The following is an 18,216-nucleotide window of genomic DNA, read 5'->3' as shown; positions in this document are numbered from 1 at the left end:
ACTGTCTCAACCTGATTACATCGGGTAATCGATCCGGGGAGTCCGCATGGTCGAGATGCTGCCGTCCATCCCGCTGTCAGCCTGGGCTGGCACCCAGCAAACACTGCACCGTTACCTCCAGGTGGTCGGGAAGATCCGGCTGGCCGCCAGTCAGCGCCGCAACCACTGGTGGAACGTGCCCTTCCACCTCACCGGCCGCGGCGTGACATCACGGCCGATGGGGCAGGTCGACGGCAACCCGATCTTCACCATCGACTTCGACTTCGTTTCGCACGAGCTGGCCGTGCACAGCCTCGACGGGGAGCGGATCACCCTCCCGCTCGCCGGCAGGTCCGTCGCGTCCTTCTACACCGAGCTGATGGAGGCCCTGCGCGACATCGGGGTGACCGTGCGGCTCGAGCACCCGCACCCGTTCGACCTGACCGACGCCGGGCGCCCCTTCGCCGAGGACACCGAGCACGCCGCCTACGATCCCGCGATGGCCCTGCGTTACTGGCAGACCGTCAGCCAGGCCGTCCTGATCCTGGAGGAGTTCGCCGCCGGGTTCAGCGGCAAGGTCAGCCCGGTGCACCACTTCTGGCACACGTTCGACGTCGCGCACACCCGCTTCCGCGACCGTGCCGTCGAGCAGGGGCCGAGCACCGACCCGGTGACCAGGGAGGCCTACTCCCGGGAGGTCATCAGCTCGGGTTTCTGGTTCGGCGACAAGTCCCTGCCGGAGCCCGCCTTCTACTCCTACACCAGCCCGGAGCCGCCCGGCCTCGCCGAGACCCGCCTGCATCCGACGGGCGCGCGCTGGCTCGAGCGCGGCGGCAGCCACCTCGCGGTCCTTCCGCTGTCGGCCCTGGCCCCGGGTTCGGACGCCCAGCGGTGCGGCGCCGTCCTGCAGTTCCTCGGCGACGCCTACCAGGCCGGAGCCGTCCTCGCCGGCTGGGACATCGACCGCTACGCCTCCCCCGGCGGCGTCACCGACCCCGTCCTGCTCGGCGCCGCGGCGCATGCAACAGCGTCTACCCGCTGATCAGGGACGCAGCGCAGGGGACATCGAATCCCAACTCGATCATGCGCTCGGCGATCCGTGCCGGGGACCAACGGAACCGGAAGGATGCTGCGAGCACCTCGGCACGCGAGACCGGCCGATCCACGTACGCACCGGACGTGTTGGTGAGGAGGAGCGCTAGCTGCCGGTCCATGCCGTCTACGAAGGCGTCGAGTGCGGTGTCCACCAGCATCGGCCCGGCACAGCCAAGCTCTGCCAGCCGGTCCACGACACGCCGTGGCGACCAGCGCAGATACCCGGCCGCAGCGATGACATGGGCGAGCGACGCGGGACGTCGGCCCAACCAGGGGCCCCGCCCGTCGAGGCATGCGCTCAGCAGAATGGCGTCCTGGGCAGTGAGCGCGGTCACCGGGAGGGCCGGCATCTCGTCCGCCTCAGGAGCAGACAGGCCAAGCCCGGCGAACGACTCACAGACGCTTCGCGGATCACGCCCGATGAACTGAGCAACGCCCAGGGTCTGCGCTGGTGACAGTCGGTTGACTCCCAACGCGGCGGTGTCCGTGCGGTGAAAAGCGACGGTTGCCAGGGCGCGGGTCTGCGGGGAGAGCTCCGCCGCATCACCGGGTGCCTCCAGGCCCAACCGGTCGAGCCGCTCCCGGATCTCTGCCACATCGCACGAGAGAACACAGGCGGCGTGGTAGATGTGGGCAAGCGGTACCTGATGGTCCGTCAGCCGAGGCGCGTCGCCGTCCAGGAACCTGCTGAGCAGTATGACGTCGACGGAGTCCACATCGTCCGGCGTCCGGCCCGGGAGATCAGCCAGGGTGAAGCCCAGGTGCCTCAACCGGCCTGCGATCTCGTGCGGCGACCGGCCGGTGATGCCGGCGGCGGCCAGAACATGGCCGAGGCTGATCGCGTCGTCCGCCAGCCATGGCGGCTCCCCATCCAGCGCCCAGCTCAGTAGATCGACGTCGTCGAAGCCCAGGTCCTCGGGGAAGCGTGCGCCGACATATCCGTCGAGACCTTCACCGAGCGTGCCGACCCAGGCGGCCATCTGCTCCGGCTGGCATGCACGTGAGGCAGTCGGGCCGCTCGAACGGCGCCGGATGGAATCACGGTAGGAGGTGGCAAGAATGCTCGCACGGCTCAGGCCAGCCCATCCGTGGCCGAAGCCGGGTTCATCGGTCACGTCAAGCAGGTCGACAACCGCGCATTCCTCGTCCGCAGTCAGTTCACGCTCCGCCACGAAGTCGACGTCGAAACCAAGCTCGTGAAGCCGGCTGGCGATGGTCCGCGGCGCCTCGCCTGTGCGGGCTGCGACGCGCATGACATGCGCCGCGGCGACACTCCCGTCGGGGAGAAATGCCAGGTGGTCGTCAAAGTCCCGGGCTAGCTGGGCGATGTCTTCCGGACGAACGGGTGACGCCGCCCATCCCGCCGGATCGGCGGTTGCCAGGCCAAGCTGGCGCAGCCGCCGTGCGACGTCCTCGGGTTCACGGCGCAGGCGGGTCGCAGCCGCCCGGACTTGTGCGGCCGGAACAAAATCGTCTTCTCTCGCGAGGTCCGCAGCACCGTCAAGGGAACGACTGAGGATGATTCCGTCGTCATTCGTGATTTCCAGGTCTCCGATATCCGGCGTTGCGACACCTACCTCCGCGAGGAGAGCGAGCGACGCTCCAACGGGAAGACCGGTCGCGCCCGCCATATTCAGGAGATGGCGAATCTCGCAGCGGCCGACCCGAGAGATATCGGCCAGCAGAAGGGAATTGATCTCGGAAATTCGCGCGACGCGCGATGCTCTCGGCTCGGGTACATGCGCCGTCGTGTAGCCTTCCATCCCCAGCAGTGCCACGAGTGCCGGGAAGGACATCTTGGTGGCATTCGCGACGAGGAGCAGATGAGCTCGGTCCACAGGCGCGCCCGTCGTCCACAGTGGGTGAAGCTCGTTGATGCCCTGGATGCGGTCGACGATGCCGGCTCGCGAGTCGTTCGGCAGACGCAGCGAGCGTGCCACAGGAAAACCGAGCTCACGCAGACGCGCGACAGCGGCGTCGCGACCACCCGGGTTCTCCGAGCGCAGTCCGGTCAGGTAGCTGGTGGGAATCGGAACGGTGCCGAGCGCGCCGGCCGAATCTCGGCTGACAATGAAGGCGTCCTGCTTACCCGATCCGCGCTGGCTTCCCACATCAATCCTGGGCGTCCGGTAGCCAAATCGGCGCAACCGAGCGCAGACCTCCGCGAAACCTGACTCGGTGTGCAACGCCGAGCGGAAGATGTGGGCCAGGCTGACCCGGCCCGCCGAGAGCCAGGGATATCGGCCGTCAAGCCCTTCGCTCAGTTGGACCAGGTCCATCGGAGCCACGCCCGCCAGATCGACGGGCTGCGGCCACACCACGAGACCAAGCGTGCGCAAACGGTCGACGATCTGACCCCAGGACATCAACAGCCGACCGGCAGCGGCGATGACATGGCCGGGGGCTATCACATCATTTCTGGAGTCCCACATCTGGAGGGCCGTCCCTCCATCGAGCCGTGTACTCAGAAGCGCCCGATCAAGTTCGGTGATCTCGGCCACTTCGACACCATTGAGACTGGGCACCTGGTAACCAAGACGGCGCATCCGCCGTCCGACCACTCTCGGCGGACAACGCAACCTGCCAGCCGTGAAGCCCACAAATGCGCGGAAACGCACCGGGACCATCCAGCGCCAGCTGAGAACAACCATTGTCAGGATCTCGAAGTCACTGGGAACCACCCGGCTGGAATCATCGAGGCCTGATCGGGCGGCCGGGAAATGATCCTCGGCGCTTGCCCAGTCCGCCATCCGTACGAAGAACGAGGCGTCGGGCATGTGAGCGCTCTGAAGGAAGGAGGTTCCTGATCGGGCTGCAGGGCGATCGGTCCTTCCCGCAACCGGTCCCAGCCCGCTGTCGATGGCGATCAGGCCGGTGCGCGCGACCGGCACCCGGACGCCGCCCACCCCATCCCAGGATTCACCATCGGCTGCCATGGCTTCGAGCACCGCGTCAGCGGCCAGGGGGAACGAGTACCCGAAGGCGATGAGCCAGTCGACCGTCACCTCCAGGACGACGGACGTGCGCAGGGCCGGTATCGCAGCGGTCAGCAGCGCGTCCACCGCCGGCTCGTCGAGCAGCTTTCTGATCTTGTTGCGGTCGACTGACAGCTCAGGTACGAGTGCGCCGGTCAGGTCGAGCACGACGCCGAACACCGCCTCGCCCACCCACAGCCCGTCGGCGAGTATCGCGCCGACGCCGTTGCACCACCACACACCACGACCAGCGCTCACGATCTGTGTCGTCAGTCGGCGAAGCTCATCGTACGGCGGGTCTGTCCGCCCGACCGGCGCGGACGGGGCGAGCTGGCCGGCGGGCCAGTGCTCCAGTGCGGCGCCCTCGGCGGCGTGGGTTTCGAACTCGGCGACCCACAGGATGCGGCGCAGGATGTCCACGCAGGAGATCGGCGGCCGCTCCGGATCACGGCTCAGATACAGCCGCACGCTGGTGCCGCTGTCCCGCCCCGGGCCCAGCGGCTCGATGCGGAACAGGTTGCCGGGGCCGGCGATTGTGACCCGCAGCAGCTCGCCGGGCCGCCCGTCCGGTCCGAGGCGGCAGGTCTCGACCCGAATCTCGTCCGCGATCATGAAGTAGCTCAGCACCCCGACCCCGAAACGGCTGTTCGGGTAGAACTCGACCGGCGGGTCGCAGGCCGCCCAACGGCCCATTTCCTCAACGGCCTCGGGGAGGTCGACTGTGCGCGTGCCGGCCTCGGCGAAGACGTCGGAGATCTCCCGGTAGCCCATGCCGATGCCGTTGTCGCGGCACTCGATGAAGGGCGTCCCGTCCGGTTCGAAGCCCTGCCGGAAGTCGATCCGGCCCGTCCAGCCCGACGGGCGCCCCGTGGTCCGTTCCAGGTACTGGGTGCGCGCCCGGCGGTAACGGCAGGCGTCCAGCGCGTTCTGGTAGAGCTCGCGCACGGCCAGGGCGCGGTTCTCGTAGAGCTGCTCGCCCATGAGCAGTTCCTGCACCCTGTCCTCGGCGAGGCGGAACTGGGCACCGGCGGAGGCATAGACCGGGTGCCCGTCGATCTCGGCGGCATGGACCCCGTCGGCGGTGGCGTGGGTCGGCAGCCCGGCCAGCGCAGGGATCTCGGCGGTCACCCGGTGTGCCTCCGCGAGCAGGGCATCGAGGCTCGCGGCGTGCCGTTCCAGGGCGATCTGCAGGGCCGGATGGCGGCACTCGACTGACAGCGCGCGGGTTGAGCGGCCCCGCCCCTGCCATTCGGCGCGGCGCAGGGCCGAGCGGACCTCAGCCAGGTCGACCGCGTCCGCGACCCCGAGATGCTCCACAAGCACGGGCGGCAGCGCGGCGATCTCCAGCGCCATCTTCTGGCCCACGGCGAGCAGATAGGCGACGAGTCGCTCCCGCAGCGGGGACTCCTCGCTCGTCGCCGGGGCGACCGTCACCAGGTCGCGCAGCGCCCCTGCCCTTCCGGACTGGTTCAGGAACGTGGGAGCAGCGCGCAGGCAGGTGAGGATCTCCGCTATCCGCTCGGGGCGGAACACCTCGGCGGCGAGCGTCTCCTGAGCACCGTCAGCGGTCGGGCCTGGCAGCACCTCGCGCAGCACGGCCTCCCACCTGGCCGTCACGGTGGACTCACAAAACTTGTGGGCCAGCCACCAGGTGACGGACGCGGCGGAGGTCTGGTCACCGGACAGCCGCGCCCGCTCGATCCGGCGGGTCAGTCGGGGGTGGGTATGGGTGAAGGCATCGAACTCGGCGCGATCGGCCCGACCACTCAGAACATCGGCCGAGCCCGGGTGGGTGACAGTGGCCTGGGCCACGAGCGCCGTCCACACGGTCTGGTGCAGATAGGGCCCGGCGACGAGCAGCGCCACCTCGGCGGCGGACAGTTCCTCCGGCCCGGCGGGGAGCTTGCCGACGAGGAACTCGACCCGACGGGCCATCCGGCGGGCGAGATCCGGGTCGTGCCAGGGGTCCTCCGCCAGGACCGCGGCCGCCTCGCCGTAAGCCCGGCCGAGGCGGCCGACCAGAACGCAGGTAGCAGCCCGAAGCGAGGTTGTGACCGGGTCGTCGGGTGCCCGCTCCCAGGCCCGGTGCTGGTCGGCGGCGGCCACCCAGGGGTGCTCAGGAGCCTTGACCCCGTCGCCGCCGGGTGCTGTCGGGAAGGGGCGGAACCGCAGCGGATCACAGGACGACACCGGGCGCAGCAGGCAGTGGTCGTTCTCGTACCCGGGACCCTCCTCCCGGGCCCCGCCTGCGGGGCGCTGCCTCGGCAGGCGGGGCTGGTCGGGCATGCCTCGCGGCCTGGTTGCTGCGCAGGCCGGGGGTTGTTCGGCAGGAGGGGACATCGCTCGGTCAAGCGCGGCATGCAGTTCCCCGAGAGTGCCCGGGCGCGGTCCGGCGGAGAGAACTTCCACCAGCGCCCGGGTTAGCGACCGTCGCGCGGCGGGATCCGTCGGTGGCATGGCGGGCGCCGGGGGCTCGTGATGGGCGCCCGCGCCGGCCGCGGTCGGCCCGCGGTAGAGGTAGGCGACGTCGACGCCCGTCGCCGGGTCGAGGTGACCAGTTCCCCAACCCCTGTCCGTGACCAGAGCGTGGACGTCGTCGTCGAATCCGGTGTCTCCGTCGACGAGGACCAGGACCCGTGCGGCGGCGGTGCGGGCGAGCGGCCCGGACCAGTCGACGGGAACACACAGATCCCAGAAGGGCTGGTATCCGACGGTCGCATCCGCCGGAACGAGATAGTCCCGGCTGGCGGCCGCGCCATCGCCGGCGCGGTGCACGGCATGCCCGGCGAGCAGAAGAAGAAGCGTGGAACCAGGCGCCGCGCCGCGCAGAAAGCTGTGGACGGCCGCCTTCACCGCACCCGCGCCCATCCGTGAACGGTCGTGGATCTCCGTGCGATAACCGACGGACTCCAGCTTCTCCGCCACCGTGTCGAGCATCCCCGACAGCCACGGCAGTCCGGGAAGCCGATCGTCCTCGTACGAAGGGATGCCGATGAGCAGCGCTTGGAATTCCGCCGGCCGTTCCGGCGCGGCGGGCATGCGGTTGCCGGCTCCGGTTCCGGTCCCCGGAAAAGCTGGCGAGACCGCGGACGTCGGCACGACGCGAAGCCGAGATGCCGCTGCAGATACACCGGGGAAAAGGGGTTCGCTGACCGGTTTGGCGCGGCCCGCGATCGCCTCCCGGACTCGCGCCATCAGCTCACCGCGGGCGCGCCCCTCCGGCAGTCCGAACAGATCGAAGGACACTACCTGGCCGAGCAGACCTGGGCGGGCACAGTCCGCCACCCGGACCGGGATCAGTCTGCGGCGAGCGCTGTCCGGATCCGCCGCCACCGCGGCCTGCCATTCCTGTGTGCCGTATGCGGAGTCCAGATAGGCGGTGGAGAGCACGGCGAGGGTTCGGGTCGAATCCTTGATGCCGTTCTGCATCGCATGCGCCCAGTTGGTACCGGCGACCATGTCCCACGCCTGGAGTAGAACCCGATATCCGTCGGCTTCGAGCTGCCAGGCGATCCACTCCGCCCAGGCACGGTCGGCCTGAGTGTAGGAGACGAAGAAGTCCCAGCGATCGGCCGAATCTGTGGTGTCGTGACCCCCGTCGAGCACAGGCCGAGTATGTCAGCACGTGACTGCGCTGCGCCCCACCGTCAGCAATGTTCCTACCCCTGATCACCGGTTGTCCGACGCCTTGGCCGACCGGGGCGACAGCAGGTCGGCGGATGGGGTCAGAGGCTGCCTGGCGTTCCGGTTCTTGGCTACGGGTTGGCCGAGTTCAGCCAGGTGAGGACGGCGAGCACGCGGCGGTTGTCGTCGGCGGCCGGGGGCAGGTCGAGCTTGGTGAAGATGCTGTTGGTGTGCTTGCCGACCGCCTTGTCCGTGATCACGAGCTGGGCCGCGATGGCGGCGTTCGAACGTCCCTGCGCCATCAGGGTGAGGACATCACGCTCCCGTACGGTGAGCCGGTCCAGCGGCCGTTCGCGGCGGGAGACGAGCCGGGCGACCACCTCGGGATCGAGCACCGTCCCACCTGATGCCACCTGGCGCACCGCGGCGAGGAATTCGTCCACGTCGGCGACCCGGTCCTTCAGCAGGTAGCCGACCGCCCCGGCGCCGGAGGCGAGCAGGTCGCGGGCGTACAGCGGCTCCACCCACTGGCTCAGCACCAGCACCGGCAGCACCGCCGGCACCGGTGGCGCTGCCGGCTCCGACGACCGCTCCGCCGACGCGGTCTCCCCCGCAGGGCCCGGGCCCTCCCCAACTGCACCAACCGCCCGGCGCGCCTGGCGGGCGCGGATCGCCGCTTCCAGGCCTTCGGTGGTGTGGGTCGGGGGAAGCCGCACGTCGACGATCGCGATGTCGATGTCGTCGCGGGCCAGCGCCTCGGCGAGGCCGGCGGCGTCCGCCACCGCCGCGACGACGGTGATCCCACCCGCCTCCAGGATGCGGACGAGCCCGACCCGCAGCAGCGCCTGGTCCTCGGCGACCACCGCCTGCAGCGGGCGCGGGCGCTGGCCGTCCGAGGCCGAACCGTCCGAGCCATCCGGGACCGGGACGGCGTGGCCCGGGACGGGTTCGGCACCCGGCGGTGAGGTCAGGTCCGGCACGGGATCTCCATCGTGGCGGTGGTCGGCCCCCCGGCGGGGCTGACGACGTCCAGCGTGCCGTCGAAAGCGGCGAGCCGCCGGGCGACGCCGGTGAGGCCGGCGCCGCCGATGTCCGCCCCGCCCTTCCCGTCGTCGCCGACGACGAGCCGCAGCAGCTCACCGTCGTGGCTGCCGGAGACGCGGGCGAAGGTCGCGTCCGCGTGCTTGATCGTGTTGGCGAGGCATTCGGCGATCGCGAAGTAGGCGGCGGACTCGACCGGGTCGGGCAGCCGCCGGTCAAGTACCAGTGACACCGTGACCGGCAGCGGCAGTGTCAGGGCCAGCGCCTCGACCGCACCGACGAGCCCACGATCAGCCAACACCGGTGGATGGATGCCGCGCACCACCGCCCGCAGGTCCTCCAGCGCGGACACGGTCGTCGCGCGGGCCTCCCGCAGCAGCTCGACGGCTGCCGCCGGGTCCTGCTCGACCAGCTTCTCGGCGAGCCCGACGCTCATCCCGACGGCGGCGATCCGGGCCTGCGCCCCGTCGTGCAGGTCCCGTTCGATGCGGCGGATCTCCGCGGCCGAATGGTCCAGCGCGCTGCTGCGGGACGAGGTGACCCGTTCCACCCGCCGCTGGAGCTCCGCGACCCGGGAGCCACCGAGGATCGCCCGTTCCGCCACCGCCCTGGCGCGCACGAGCGCCGGCGTGACCAGCCACCACACGTAAACCGCCGGACCGGACAGGAGCAGCAGCACGAACCACAGCCAGCGCGGGTCCACGATCATCCACACCAGGTAGGTGATCGGTGCGGCCAGCAGGCCGGGCGGAATCACCGCCAGGACGAACCCGCCGGTGGCGGAGAACCACAGGAAGGCGAAGTCCCGCCAGCGGGCCGGATCGCGCAGCCACCGCAGCGGCCGGGCGAGGAAGGTCGTCTCCGAGGTGTCGGCGTAGGTGGCTGTGAGGCGCTGGCCGAGCAGGCCACCGGTGACCCACCGGTGGCCTGCCGTGACGCCGGCGGTCGCCGGCACCACCGCGAGCGCGAACACAAGCCCGACCGTCAGCGGGCCCAACGCGATGGTGACGACCGACAGGATCGCCAGCACCAGCGCCGGCGCCATCGACAGGGCGTATCCGAGGGCGACGACCGTCAGCCGGACCCGTTCACGCAACGCCGGCGTGTCGGCGGGACCGGGCCGGATGTTCCCGATCGGCGCGAGAAGGCCGCCCAGGCCCGCTTCCGGCATCACGGCACCGGCAGGGTCGCGACGCGAGCACCCGGCGGCGGGCCGGCGGCCTCGGTGGCACCGGCAGCACCGGCAGCCCGGGTGGCTCGGCGCACCACGGCGAGCGCGGTCAGCACAGTGAGGGCGCCGACGCCGATGGCGAACACGGGCGGCAGCCACAGCTGACCGTCCGGAACCACGCCCTCGTCGCGGGCCAGGCCGAACGGAATGATCGTGGCGAGTGACCCGACCAGGCCGAGCACAACACCGACCACCGCCACCAGCATCGCCTCCGCGACCACCGAACGCTCGATCTGGGCGCGGGTTCCGCCCACGAGCCAGAGCTGGCGCAGTTCACCGCGCCGGTGCGCGATCGCGGCAGCGAACGAGTTGACCACCATTATGGCGGCGAACAGGCTGAGCATTCCCGTCACGACGTTGTTCAGCAGATTGATCGTCTCGGTCCCCTCGGGCTGCGGGCCGACGAGGGTGCGGCCGTCCGTCCCGACCAGCATCAGCGTGCCGACGCCGGCCGACGTCAGGACGACCACCGGCCCGAACACCCCTGACAGCAGGTGAGCGCGCCGGGACAGGTTGTACACGGCCAGATAGGCCGCGCCGCCGCGGTGGCGCAGGAACGGCCGGGCGAGCCACGCGCCGGCCGGCAGCAGCACCGGGCCGAGCAGGGCGAGACCCACCCCGACCAGGATCGAGTTGGAGCCGGCGGTCGACATCGCGTCGTACGGGTCGTCCGAGTGGCCGGTGACCGTCACGGTGATGACGCCCATCGCCGCGCCGTACCCGATGAGCAGCAGTGCGAGCGGCACCCGCCACCAGCGGACGGGCCCCGACCCGGCTCCACCTCCGCCCACTGCACCGGCCCCCGCCCCCGCTCCGGCCAGGTCCTCGCCGGCGGTGACCGACGCGGGCCCGCGGGTCGCCCGGCGCCCGGCGATCGACGCCGCGGCGAGGCAGACGAGCAGGATGCCCAGCACCGTGGCCGACAGCGAGCGGACGCCACCGCGGTACTCCACATCAGTCACGACGTCGGCCGCCTCCAGTGCCGCCAGCAGCGCGTATCCGCCGCCGAAGGCGACGGCGGCCCCGATCACCGACGCGGCCAGGCAGACCACGGACGTCTCCATCCGGACCAGCCGGCGGACCTGACGTGGCGTGGCCCCGATCGTGCGCAGCAGGCCGATCTCGACGTCGCGCTGGCCGACCGTGATACCGACCGTCGACGCGACCGAGAACAGCACGATCACCGCGCCCCAGCCCCCGACCACGGTGCCCATGATGCGCAGCGACTCCGCGTCCTGCGCCGGGACAGGGCCGGCCGCCGTCTCGATCAGGGTCGCGAACGACCCGATCAGCGCCGTGCCGAGCAGCACGGCGACGAACGTCGCGGCGAACGCGGCGCGCCGGTGCCGCAGCGAGCGCAGCGCCAGCCACCCCGGGCTCATCGCAAGCCCCACCGGCCTGCTCGCCGGAGTTCTCACCGACATCCCCACCGGCGTGCTCATCAGGCCACCCACTCGTCGAGACGGGCCAGCTGGCCGGCGACCGCCGTGGCGGTGGGGTGTTCCATGCGGCCCGCGACCCGCCCGTCGACCAGGAAGATGACGGCGTCGGCGTACGCCGCGGCGACCGGGTCGTGGGTGACCATGACGACGGTCTGGCCCAGCTCGTCGACGCAGCCGCGGAGCAGTTCGAGCAGCGAGGCGGCGGACGCCGAGTCGAGCGCGCCGGTCGGCTCGTCGGCGAGGACCACCGCCGGGTCGGTGACCAGTGCCCGGGCGACGGCGACCCGCTGGCGCTGCCCGCCGGACAGCGCCGACGGCAGGTGGCCGGCCCGCTCGCCGAGCCCGACCTGCTCCAGCAGGCCCCGGACGTGCGCCCGGTCCGGCCGGCAGCCCGCGAGGCGCAGCGGCAGGCCGACGTTCTGCGTCGCGCTCAGGTAGGGCATCAGATGGAAGTCCTGGAAGACGAAGCCGATCCGCTCGCGGCGCAGCAGGGTACGACGTTCCTCGTCCCAGTCGGTGATGTCCGCGCCGTCGATCACCACCCGGCCGGACGTCGGTGGCTCCAGCCCTGCGGCACAGGCCAGGAAGGTGGACTTGCCCGAGCCGGACGGGCCCATGACGGCGGTGAACGTGCCGCGCGCGAACGCGGCGGAGACACCGGAAAGCGCGGCGACGCTCCCGGTTCCCGACCCGTAGGTTCGGGCGAGGTCGTGTACTTCGAGAACGGGGCTGTACCTGGTCAACGGAACGCTCCGGAGGTGCGACGGGGCTGGAAAGTGCACCTCAGACGCTAGAAACCGCGCCCGGACCGGTCGATGGGCGTAAGGAGCCTCTTCATGGTGGGGCTGTCCCCACCATGAATCCTCAGGCTGGGCCGGCCGCGACCGCGGTCCACGGGCATCCGATTGACAATCCGCAAGAAACCGGGATTTCGATTGCCGCAGAGCATGTAGCAGAATCCCGACCCTCGGACATCGGCTGCCGCCGAGCAAGAATTGAGGATTTTGGTCGTTCCGACAACCAAAATTCTCAGTTCTTGCGGATTGCCAAACGACTCTGCACCCCTTTTGTTCGTATTGGGGTGAATTCCCGGCGCGGCGCGACGGCGCCGGATCCCTGGAGAGTGGCCAGGACGTCCGCCCGTCCACCTCGAGCCCGCCGGCCGGTTCTCGGTCAGAGTTCCGCGGGCAGGTCGTCGGCGTGAACGACCGTCAGCGACGTCACCGCGCGGGTCAACAGGACGTAGAGGCGGCGAAGCCCGTTCGTTCGTCCAGGTTCACCGGCGACGACGGCGGCCGGCTCGGCGAGGATCACATGGTCGAACTCCAGTCCCTTCGCCAGCGAGGCGGGCACCAGCGCGAACCGGCCGGGCGCGGTGTCCTCCCGCAGCTCGATGAAGGGCAGGCCCGCGTCGCGCAGCGCCGGGCCGATGGCAGCCAGCTGGCTGTCGGCGACGAGCACCGCGGTGGAGCCCTCGTTGCGCAGCACGGCGCGCGCCTGCGCCGTGACCTCCGCGGCCAGCCGGTCCGGCACGGCCGCCTGGTCCGGCACGGCCGCCTGGTCCGACGCCGCTCGGACCACGGTCAACGCACCCGGAACGTGGCGGACCGATGTCGCGGGCGGAACGTGCGGCGCGATGCTCGGCAGCAGCCGGTTCGCGTAGCCGAGGATCTCGGCGGGAACCCGGTGGCTGCGGTCCAGCACCTCGACATGAGTGGCCGGTTTGCCCAGGTGGGCCAGCAGGTCCTGCCAGCTGCCGGCGGCCCAGGCGCTGGTTCCCTGCGCCAGGTCACCCAGGACGGTCAGCGATCCCTGCTCGCACCGGCGCCCGATCGCCCGGCACTGCATCGCCGACAGGTCCTGCGCCTCGTCGACGATCACATGGCCGAAGCCGGGCACCCGCTCGATCAGATGTCGCGCCTCGTCCACGCAGTAGGCGTCCGCGATCGACCGGCCGCGGGAGCGGTGGCCGACGAGCAGAGCCTGCTCCGCTTCCGTCAGCACCCCCTCGGCCGCCGAGGCGAGGAACTCCGGGTCGGTGAACAGGCGCCGGATCAGCTTCGCCCCGTCGGCCTTCGGCCAGATCGCCTCGACCGCCGCGCGAACCGGTCGGCTGCGGGCCAGTGCCTCGATGCCGGCGTCGGTGATGTGTGCCCCGGCCAGCTCCGCCCGACGCGCGGCGGCCGCGCCGATCCGCCGGGCCAGCATCGCCCGGCCTGCGCCGTACCCGTACGAGCCGGACCGCAGCGCGGTGAGCATGAACGTCACCTCCTGCTCGGCGACGGTCCAGCGGCCCTCCCTCGTGACGATGGTGACCGGCCCGGTGGGTGCCTGGATGGCACCGTGCAGAGCACGCCGGATCACGGTGGCCATCCGCGCGTCACCTTTGAGGACGGCGACGTCCTCCGGCTCGGCGGCACCGCTGCCGCGCGCGGCTGATGCGGCCGGTGCGGAAGATGCGGCCGGTGCGGAAGATGCGGCCGGTGCGGACGGCGTGTCGAGCAGGTCGAGGATGCTGCGCTGCTCGACGGTGAACTCGCCCAATGCCGGCAGCACCGAGGCGATGTAGCCGAGGAAGGCGCGGTTCGGGCCGACGACCAGCACCCCGGAACGCGCCAGCCGCTCCCGGTAGGTGTAGAGCAGATAGGCGGCGCGGTGCAGCCCGACCGCGGTCTTCCCCGTACCGGGTGCGCCCTGCACGCAGATACTGAGCTCGAGCCCGGCGCGGACGATCTCGTCCTGCTCCGGCTGGATCGTCGCGACGATGTCCCGCATCGGGCCGGACCGCGGCCGCTGGATCTCCTGCTCGAGCAGGCTCGCCGCGGCGGTCCCAGCCGTCGCGGCGGTCTCGTCGTCGCTGGTGGTGGCACCGGGTCCGAAGGCCTCGTCTTCGAACGCGGTCAGCCTGCCGTCGACGAACCCGAACCTGCGCCGGACCCGCAGGCCCATCGGGTCGGCGCGGTGTGCCCGGTAGAAGGGGCGCGCGACGTCGGCCCGCCAGTCAACCACCAGCGGGTCATCACCCGCCTCCTCCCGGACGAGCCGGCGGCCCAGGTAGACCGGCGCGGCCGGCACCTCGGCCAGCGCCACCGCCGACGCCGGCACTGGTGCGGATGCCGGTGCCGGTGCCGGTGCCGCCGGATCCAGAGCAGCGGTCGAGTCGAAAGCCGAACCAGAGGGCGAAGCCGAGCCCGGGTGGTCCTGCCGGTAGTCGAGGCGCCCGAAGAACAGCGGTATCGAATCGTCGCGCGGGCCGAGTGCCGCGAGCCGCCGTTCCCGGTCGATCCGCAGATACGCGTTCGTCACCTTGTCCGCCACCGGGTCGCCGGCGGCGACGGCAGTGTTCCGCACCTGTTCGAACATTCCGCGCAGCGCGAGCAGCGCACGACGCAGATAGGCCTGCTCCGCACACAGCTCATCGCCTCGCGCGACGTCCTCGGTCGGGCCGGTCCTCTGCGCGTACAACAGAACTCCCTGTCTGGCGTCCGGTGGCCTGGCTGGCGGTTTCACGCGAATTCGACGAGCCCGTTCCGCAGCGCCCGAAAAGCCAGGCGGGCGGCGGCGAGCGCGTCGGAATGGACCGCGGGGGCGGGGCGGGGCAGGCAGAGCTGGCGCCAGTTCTCCCGGGCGAGCACCCGGCACACGGCGAGAACCTGGCTGGCCGCCAGCCGCGCGGCCAGGTCACCGGCCGCCGGTACCGCCTCGGCCAGCGCCGCGGCGAGCGACTCCTCGTCCCGGGCTGTGTACTGGGCGACGCGCCCGGCCAGGCTCGGCGTGTCGAAGACCATCCCGTGGAAGGCGAGGACCGCGGGGTCACCGTTCAGGCCGGTCACGGGATCGCGCCGCGCCAGACCGGCGACGAAGTGGTTCTCCAGGGCCTGCAACGGCGACTCGCCCGCGGGCCGGGCCCGCACCACCCGACCGGCCTCGCCCGCGTGATCGACGAGACGGTGCAGGACGAGGTCCTCCTTGGTGGGGAAGTAGGCGAACAGCGTCGGCTTGGAGACCTCCGCCGCGGCCGCCACCTCGGCGACGGAAACGTTGTCGAACCCGCGTTCCAGGAACAGGGCGATGGCGGCCTCCGACAGCGCGTCGTGGGTACGCCGCTTCTTGCGCTCCCGCAGCCCGCTCATCCGACTCGCCCCGTCATCCGACTCGCCCGCCCCGATCTCGATCAACCGCCCGCGGTCAGCCACGCTCCCGGCCACCATCTTGATCTTTACCAGGTAAAGTATTTGCCCTGGATGGTATCTGAACCGAGGCAAGATAGGCCGCAGCAGTGGCGGAGCCGGCACCGCCGGGCACCCGGCCAGGTGCGGTCGCGGGTGCGGACGCCGCCGCAGGCACAGGCACAGGCACAGGCACAGGCACAGGCACCGTCGCAGGTACGGACGCCGTCGCAGGTACGGACACCGTCGCGGACGCGAGCCCCGACCCCTACCCCTTCGGGTCGACATCCGCGACGAGCCGCCGCACAGCCCGGATGTACCGCCGGGTCACCACGTCCTGGACCCTGCGGCCGACCGGCGCGCCCAGCCTGGACAGCAGCCCGTCCGGACGGCTGAACGCCGTGATGGTGAGCCAGACCGCACCGGCGTCCCACTCGACGACAAAGGCCTCCTCCCCACTCTCGGGATGGCCGGGCAGCGTCCCGTAGGCGAAACCGCGCCGGTCCGGCTCGTCGAGCACCCAGACGACCCGGCAGGGCGCGGCGATGCCGACCGGCCCCGGCCCGGCACACATCAGCACCGTCACGCCGGTCTCCACCAGCGGCCGGGTGGCGGCGAGCCGCAGGCCGGCGCCGCGCTGCATGGACCAGTCCAGCAGCGCGCCGGACGCCCGGTCGAAAACCGCCCGCCCCGTTCCGATCTGTATGCGATGCATCACATGGTGATAACCGTCGGGCAGCGGACCCGCCGTCGCGCCCCGTTCGGGATAGGTCAGCTCGAGGTTCCGGCAGCGATGAACATCACGTTCGAGTGATGACGGAGAGCTTCGCTGTAGTCGCAAATCAGACTCCTCGGCAGGTCAAATATGGATAATTCGGACGGTTGGCGGCGGGCTGAACTCTGTCGCAGCCCGGCCGATCCACACCCATCACCTCACAGAGTTCACGCAGAGGGCCCACCTCCACCCAGCAGCAGCGTTCTTGACAGCGACCGGAATCTCGATTCCACTTCTGCCTGGGCGCCGTGCTGCCAGCCGGCGAGGAGCTACATCAATCGATCTTCGTGGCGGCAGTCGAGAGGGCGCGGATGAAGGCGGGCACGGCGAGCAGCACGAGCAGCGCGGACAGGTCCGGCAACGCAGACGGATCAGGCAAGGCAGACAGGTCAGGCAAGGCAGGCAGGTCAGGCAACGCGGACAGGGCGAACAGCTACCAGCTGACCTACGGCGTGGTCATCGCGGGGACGGCGGCGTTCGCGCTGCTGCAGTCCCTGGTGGGCCCGGTCCTGCCGACGATCCAGCGCGAGCTGCACACCGACCAGAGCACGGTCACCTGGGTGATGACCGCCTATCTGCTCGCCGCCTCCATCGCCACACCGATCCTCGGCCGCATCGGCGACATGGCGGGCAAGAAGAAGATCTTCGTTCTCGCCCTGCTGCTGCTGGCACTCGGCGCGCTGGTGTCGGCGCTGGCGCCCAACATCGGCATCATGATCATCGGCCGGGCGATCCAGGGCTGCGGTGGCGCGATCCTGCCCCTGTCCTTCGGGATCCTGCGCGACGAGCTGCCCCGGGAGAAAGTCGGTACGGCGGTCGGAGTCATAGCCGCCCTGACCGCGGTCGGCGCCGGTGCCGGCCTCGTCCTCGCCGGCCCGATCGAGGACGCGTTCGGCTACCACTGGCTGTTCTGGGCACCGATGGCTGTCGTGCTGCTCGCGGCCGCCGCGGCGGCGAAGTTCATCCCGGAGTCGCCCAACCGCACGCCCGGGGGAGTCAGCTGGCTCGGCGGGGTCCTGCTCGCCGGCTGGCTCGTCTCACTGCTGCTCGGTGTCAGCGAGGGCCGCGCCTGGGGCTGGACGTCGGGGCGCGTCCTGGGCCTGTTCGGGGCTGCCGCGGTGCTGCTGCTGCTGTGGCTGGTCGCGGAGAGCCGGGCCAAGGAGCCGCTGATCGATCTGCGGATGATGCGCCAGCGCCCGGTCTGGACCGCGAACCTCGTGGCGCTGATGTTCGGCATGGGCCTCTACGGGACGATGTCGTTCCTGCCGGCTTTCCTGCAGACCCCCACCAGCGCCGGCTACGGCCTGGGCGCGAGCGTGACCGAGTCGGGCCTGTACTGCCTGCCGATGACTCTGGCGATGTTCGTGGTGAGCATGTTCAGCGCCCGGGTGGCGGCGAGCATCGGCTCGCGGGCCGCGGTGGTCCTGGGTTCGCTGATCAGCGTGCTGCCGATGCTCATGTTCGGCTACCTCAACGACTACGTCTGGGAGATCCTCTTCGCGTCCACGATGTTCGGCGGGGGCATGGGCCTGGTCTTCGCCGCGCTGGCGAACATCATCGTCGAGTCCGTGCCGCCCACCCAGACCGGTGTGGCGAGCGGTATGAACGCCAACATCCGGACCATCGGCGGCTCGCTCGGCTCGGCCGTGATCGCCGTGCTGGTCGCCAGCGGCACGACCGCGGGCAGCCGGCCGAAGGCCAGCGGCTACAGCCACGGCTTCCTGTTCCTGGCCGCCGCGAGCGTCGTCGCGTCGGCGGTCGCGTTGCTCATTCCACGTTTCAGGAACGAAACTGTCGTGTTGGAACTCTCGGGCCGGCACGAGCACGCGGAATCCGCGCTCGTCGCCGGGGCTGAACTGGTCGACTGACCACGTCGACCGGTCTG

10 protein-coding genes are annotated in these 18,216 nt (G+C 70.9%); 2 read left to right on the top strand and 8 right to left on the bottom strand.

What is annotated here, in order from left to right:
* The first annotated feature begins 46 nt into the window (after positions 1-46).
* On the top strand, positions 47-1,021 hold the full coding sequence (locus AWX74_RS35690) for a DUF5996 family protein (RefSeq protein ID WP_091285888.1): 975 nt from the start codon (positions 47-49) through the stop codon (positions 1,019-1,021).
* On the opposite strand, the gene AWX74_RS35685 is transcribed toward AWX74_RS35690, so the two are convergent.
* The 8 genes from AWX74_RS35685 to AWX74_RS35650 all read right to left on the bottom strand — a co-directional run bounded on the left by AWX74_RS35685 (position 1,011) and on the right by AWX74_RS35650 (position 16,397).
* Entirely contained in the window at positions 1,011-7,655 is a 6,645-nt protein-coding gene (locus AWX74_RS35685; RefSeq protein WP_091285885.1) for a wHTH domain-containing protein, read from the bottom strand. The two genes, AWX74_RS35690 and AWX74_RS35685, sit on opposite strands and share 11 nt — an antisense overlap.
* A gap of 149 nt (positions 7,656-7,804) precedes the next feature.
* The gene (locus tag AWX74_RS35680; protein WP_091285948.1) at positions 7,805-8,545 is read right to left on the bottom strand and encodes a response regulator transcription factor; all 741 of its coding nucleotides are present in this window, start codon (positions 8,543-8,545) and stop codon (positions 7,805-7,807) included.
* Between the two features lie 95 nt (positions 8,546-8,640).
* Positions 8,641-9,885 (bottom strand): sensor histidine kinase, encoded by a 1,245-nt coding sequence (locus tag AWX74_RS35675; RefSeq protein ID WP_091285881.1) that lies wholly within the window; start codon positions 9,883-9,885, stop codon positions 8,641-8,643.
* Positions 9,885-11,387 carry an ABC transporter permease gene (locus AWX74_RS35670; RefSeq protein ID WP_226931219.1) on the bottom strand — a complete coding sequence of 501 codons (1,503 nt, stop codon included), beginning with the start codon at positions 11,385-11,387 and terminating at the stop codon, positions 9,885-9,887. Before AWX74_RS35670 ends, AWX74_RS35675 begins: the two co-directional genes overlap by 1 nt.
* Positions 11,387-12,130 (bottom strand): ABC transporter ATP-binding protein, encoded by a 744-nt coding sequence (locus AWX74_RS35665; protein WP_091285869.1) that lies wholly within the window; start codon positions 12,128-12,130, stop codon positions 11,387-11,389. The genes AWX74_RS35670 and AWX74_RS35665 overlap by 1 nt, the downstream gene beginning before the upstream one ends.
* 430 nt (positions 12,131-12,560) lie before the next feature.
* The gene (locus AWX74_RS35660; protein WP_091285866.1) at positions 12,561-14,852 is read right to left on the bottom strand and encodes a HelD family protein; all 2,292 of its coding nucleotides are present in this window, start codon (positions 14,850-14,852) and stop codon (positions 12,561-12,563) included.
* A 41-nt stretch (positions 14,853-14,893) separates the two neighbouring features.
* Entirely contained in the window at positions 14,894-15,520 is a 627-nt protein-coding gene (locus AWX74_RS35655) for a TetR/AcrR family transcriptional regulator (RefSeq protein WP_091285945.1), read from the bottom strand.
* A 304-nt stretch (positions 15,521-15,824) separates the two neighbouring features.
* A complete protein-coding gene (locus AWX74_RS35650; protein WP_165615928.1) occupies positions 15,825-16,397 on the bottom strand; it encodes a DUF1990 family protein in 573 nt (190 codons plus the stop codon).
* Positions 16,398-16,618: 221 nt separating this feature from the next.
* Between AWX74_RS35650 and AWX74_RS35645 the strand changes: the two genes are divergently transcribed.
* The gene (locus AWX74_RS35645) at positions 16,619-18,199 is read left to right on the top strand and encodes an MFS transporter (RefSeq protein ID WP_242666576.1); all 1,581 of its coding nucleotides are present in this window, start codon (positions 16,619-16,621) and stop codon (positions 18,197-18,199) included.
* Positions 18,200-18,216: the final 17 nt, after the last annotated feature.

Source organism: Parafrankia irregularis (assembly GCF_001536285.1).
GTDB lineage: Bacteria > Actinomycetota > Actinomycetes > Frankiales > Frankiaceae > Parafrankia > Parafrankia irregularis.
The sequence above is the reverse complement of the archived record's forward strand: the minus strand, read 5'-3'. Positions and strand labels throughout refer to the sequence as shown.

Coding starts and splice junctions, on each gene's coding strand:
- AWX74_RS35690 (WP_091285888.1), top strand. CDS start 47: ATGGTCGAGATGCTGCCGTCCATCCCGCTGTCAGCCTGGGCTGGCACC.
- AWX74_RS35675 (WP_091285881.1), bottom strand. CDS start 9,885: ATGCCGGAAGCGGGCCTGGGCGGCCTTCTCGCGCCGATCGGGAACATC.
- AWX74_RS35670 (WP_226931219.1), bottom strand. CDS start 11,387: ATGAGCACGCCGGTGGGGATGTCGGTGAGAACTCCGGCGAGCAGGCCG.
- AWX74_RS35655 (WP_091285945.1), bottom strand. CDS start 15,520: ATGAGCGGGCTGCGGGAGCGCAAGAAGCGGCGTACCCACGACGCGCTG.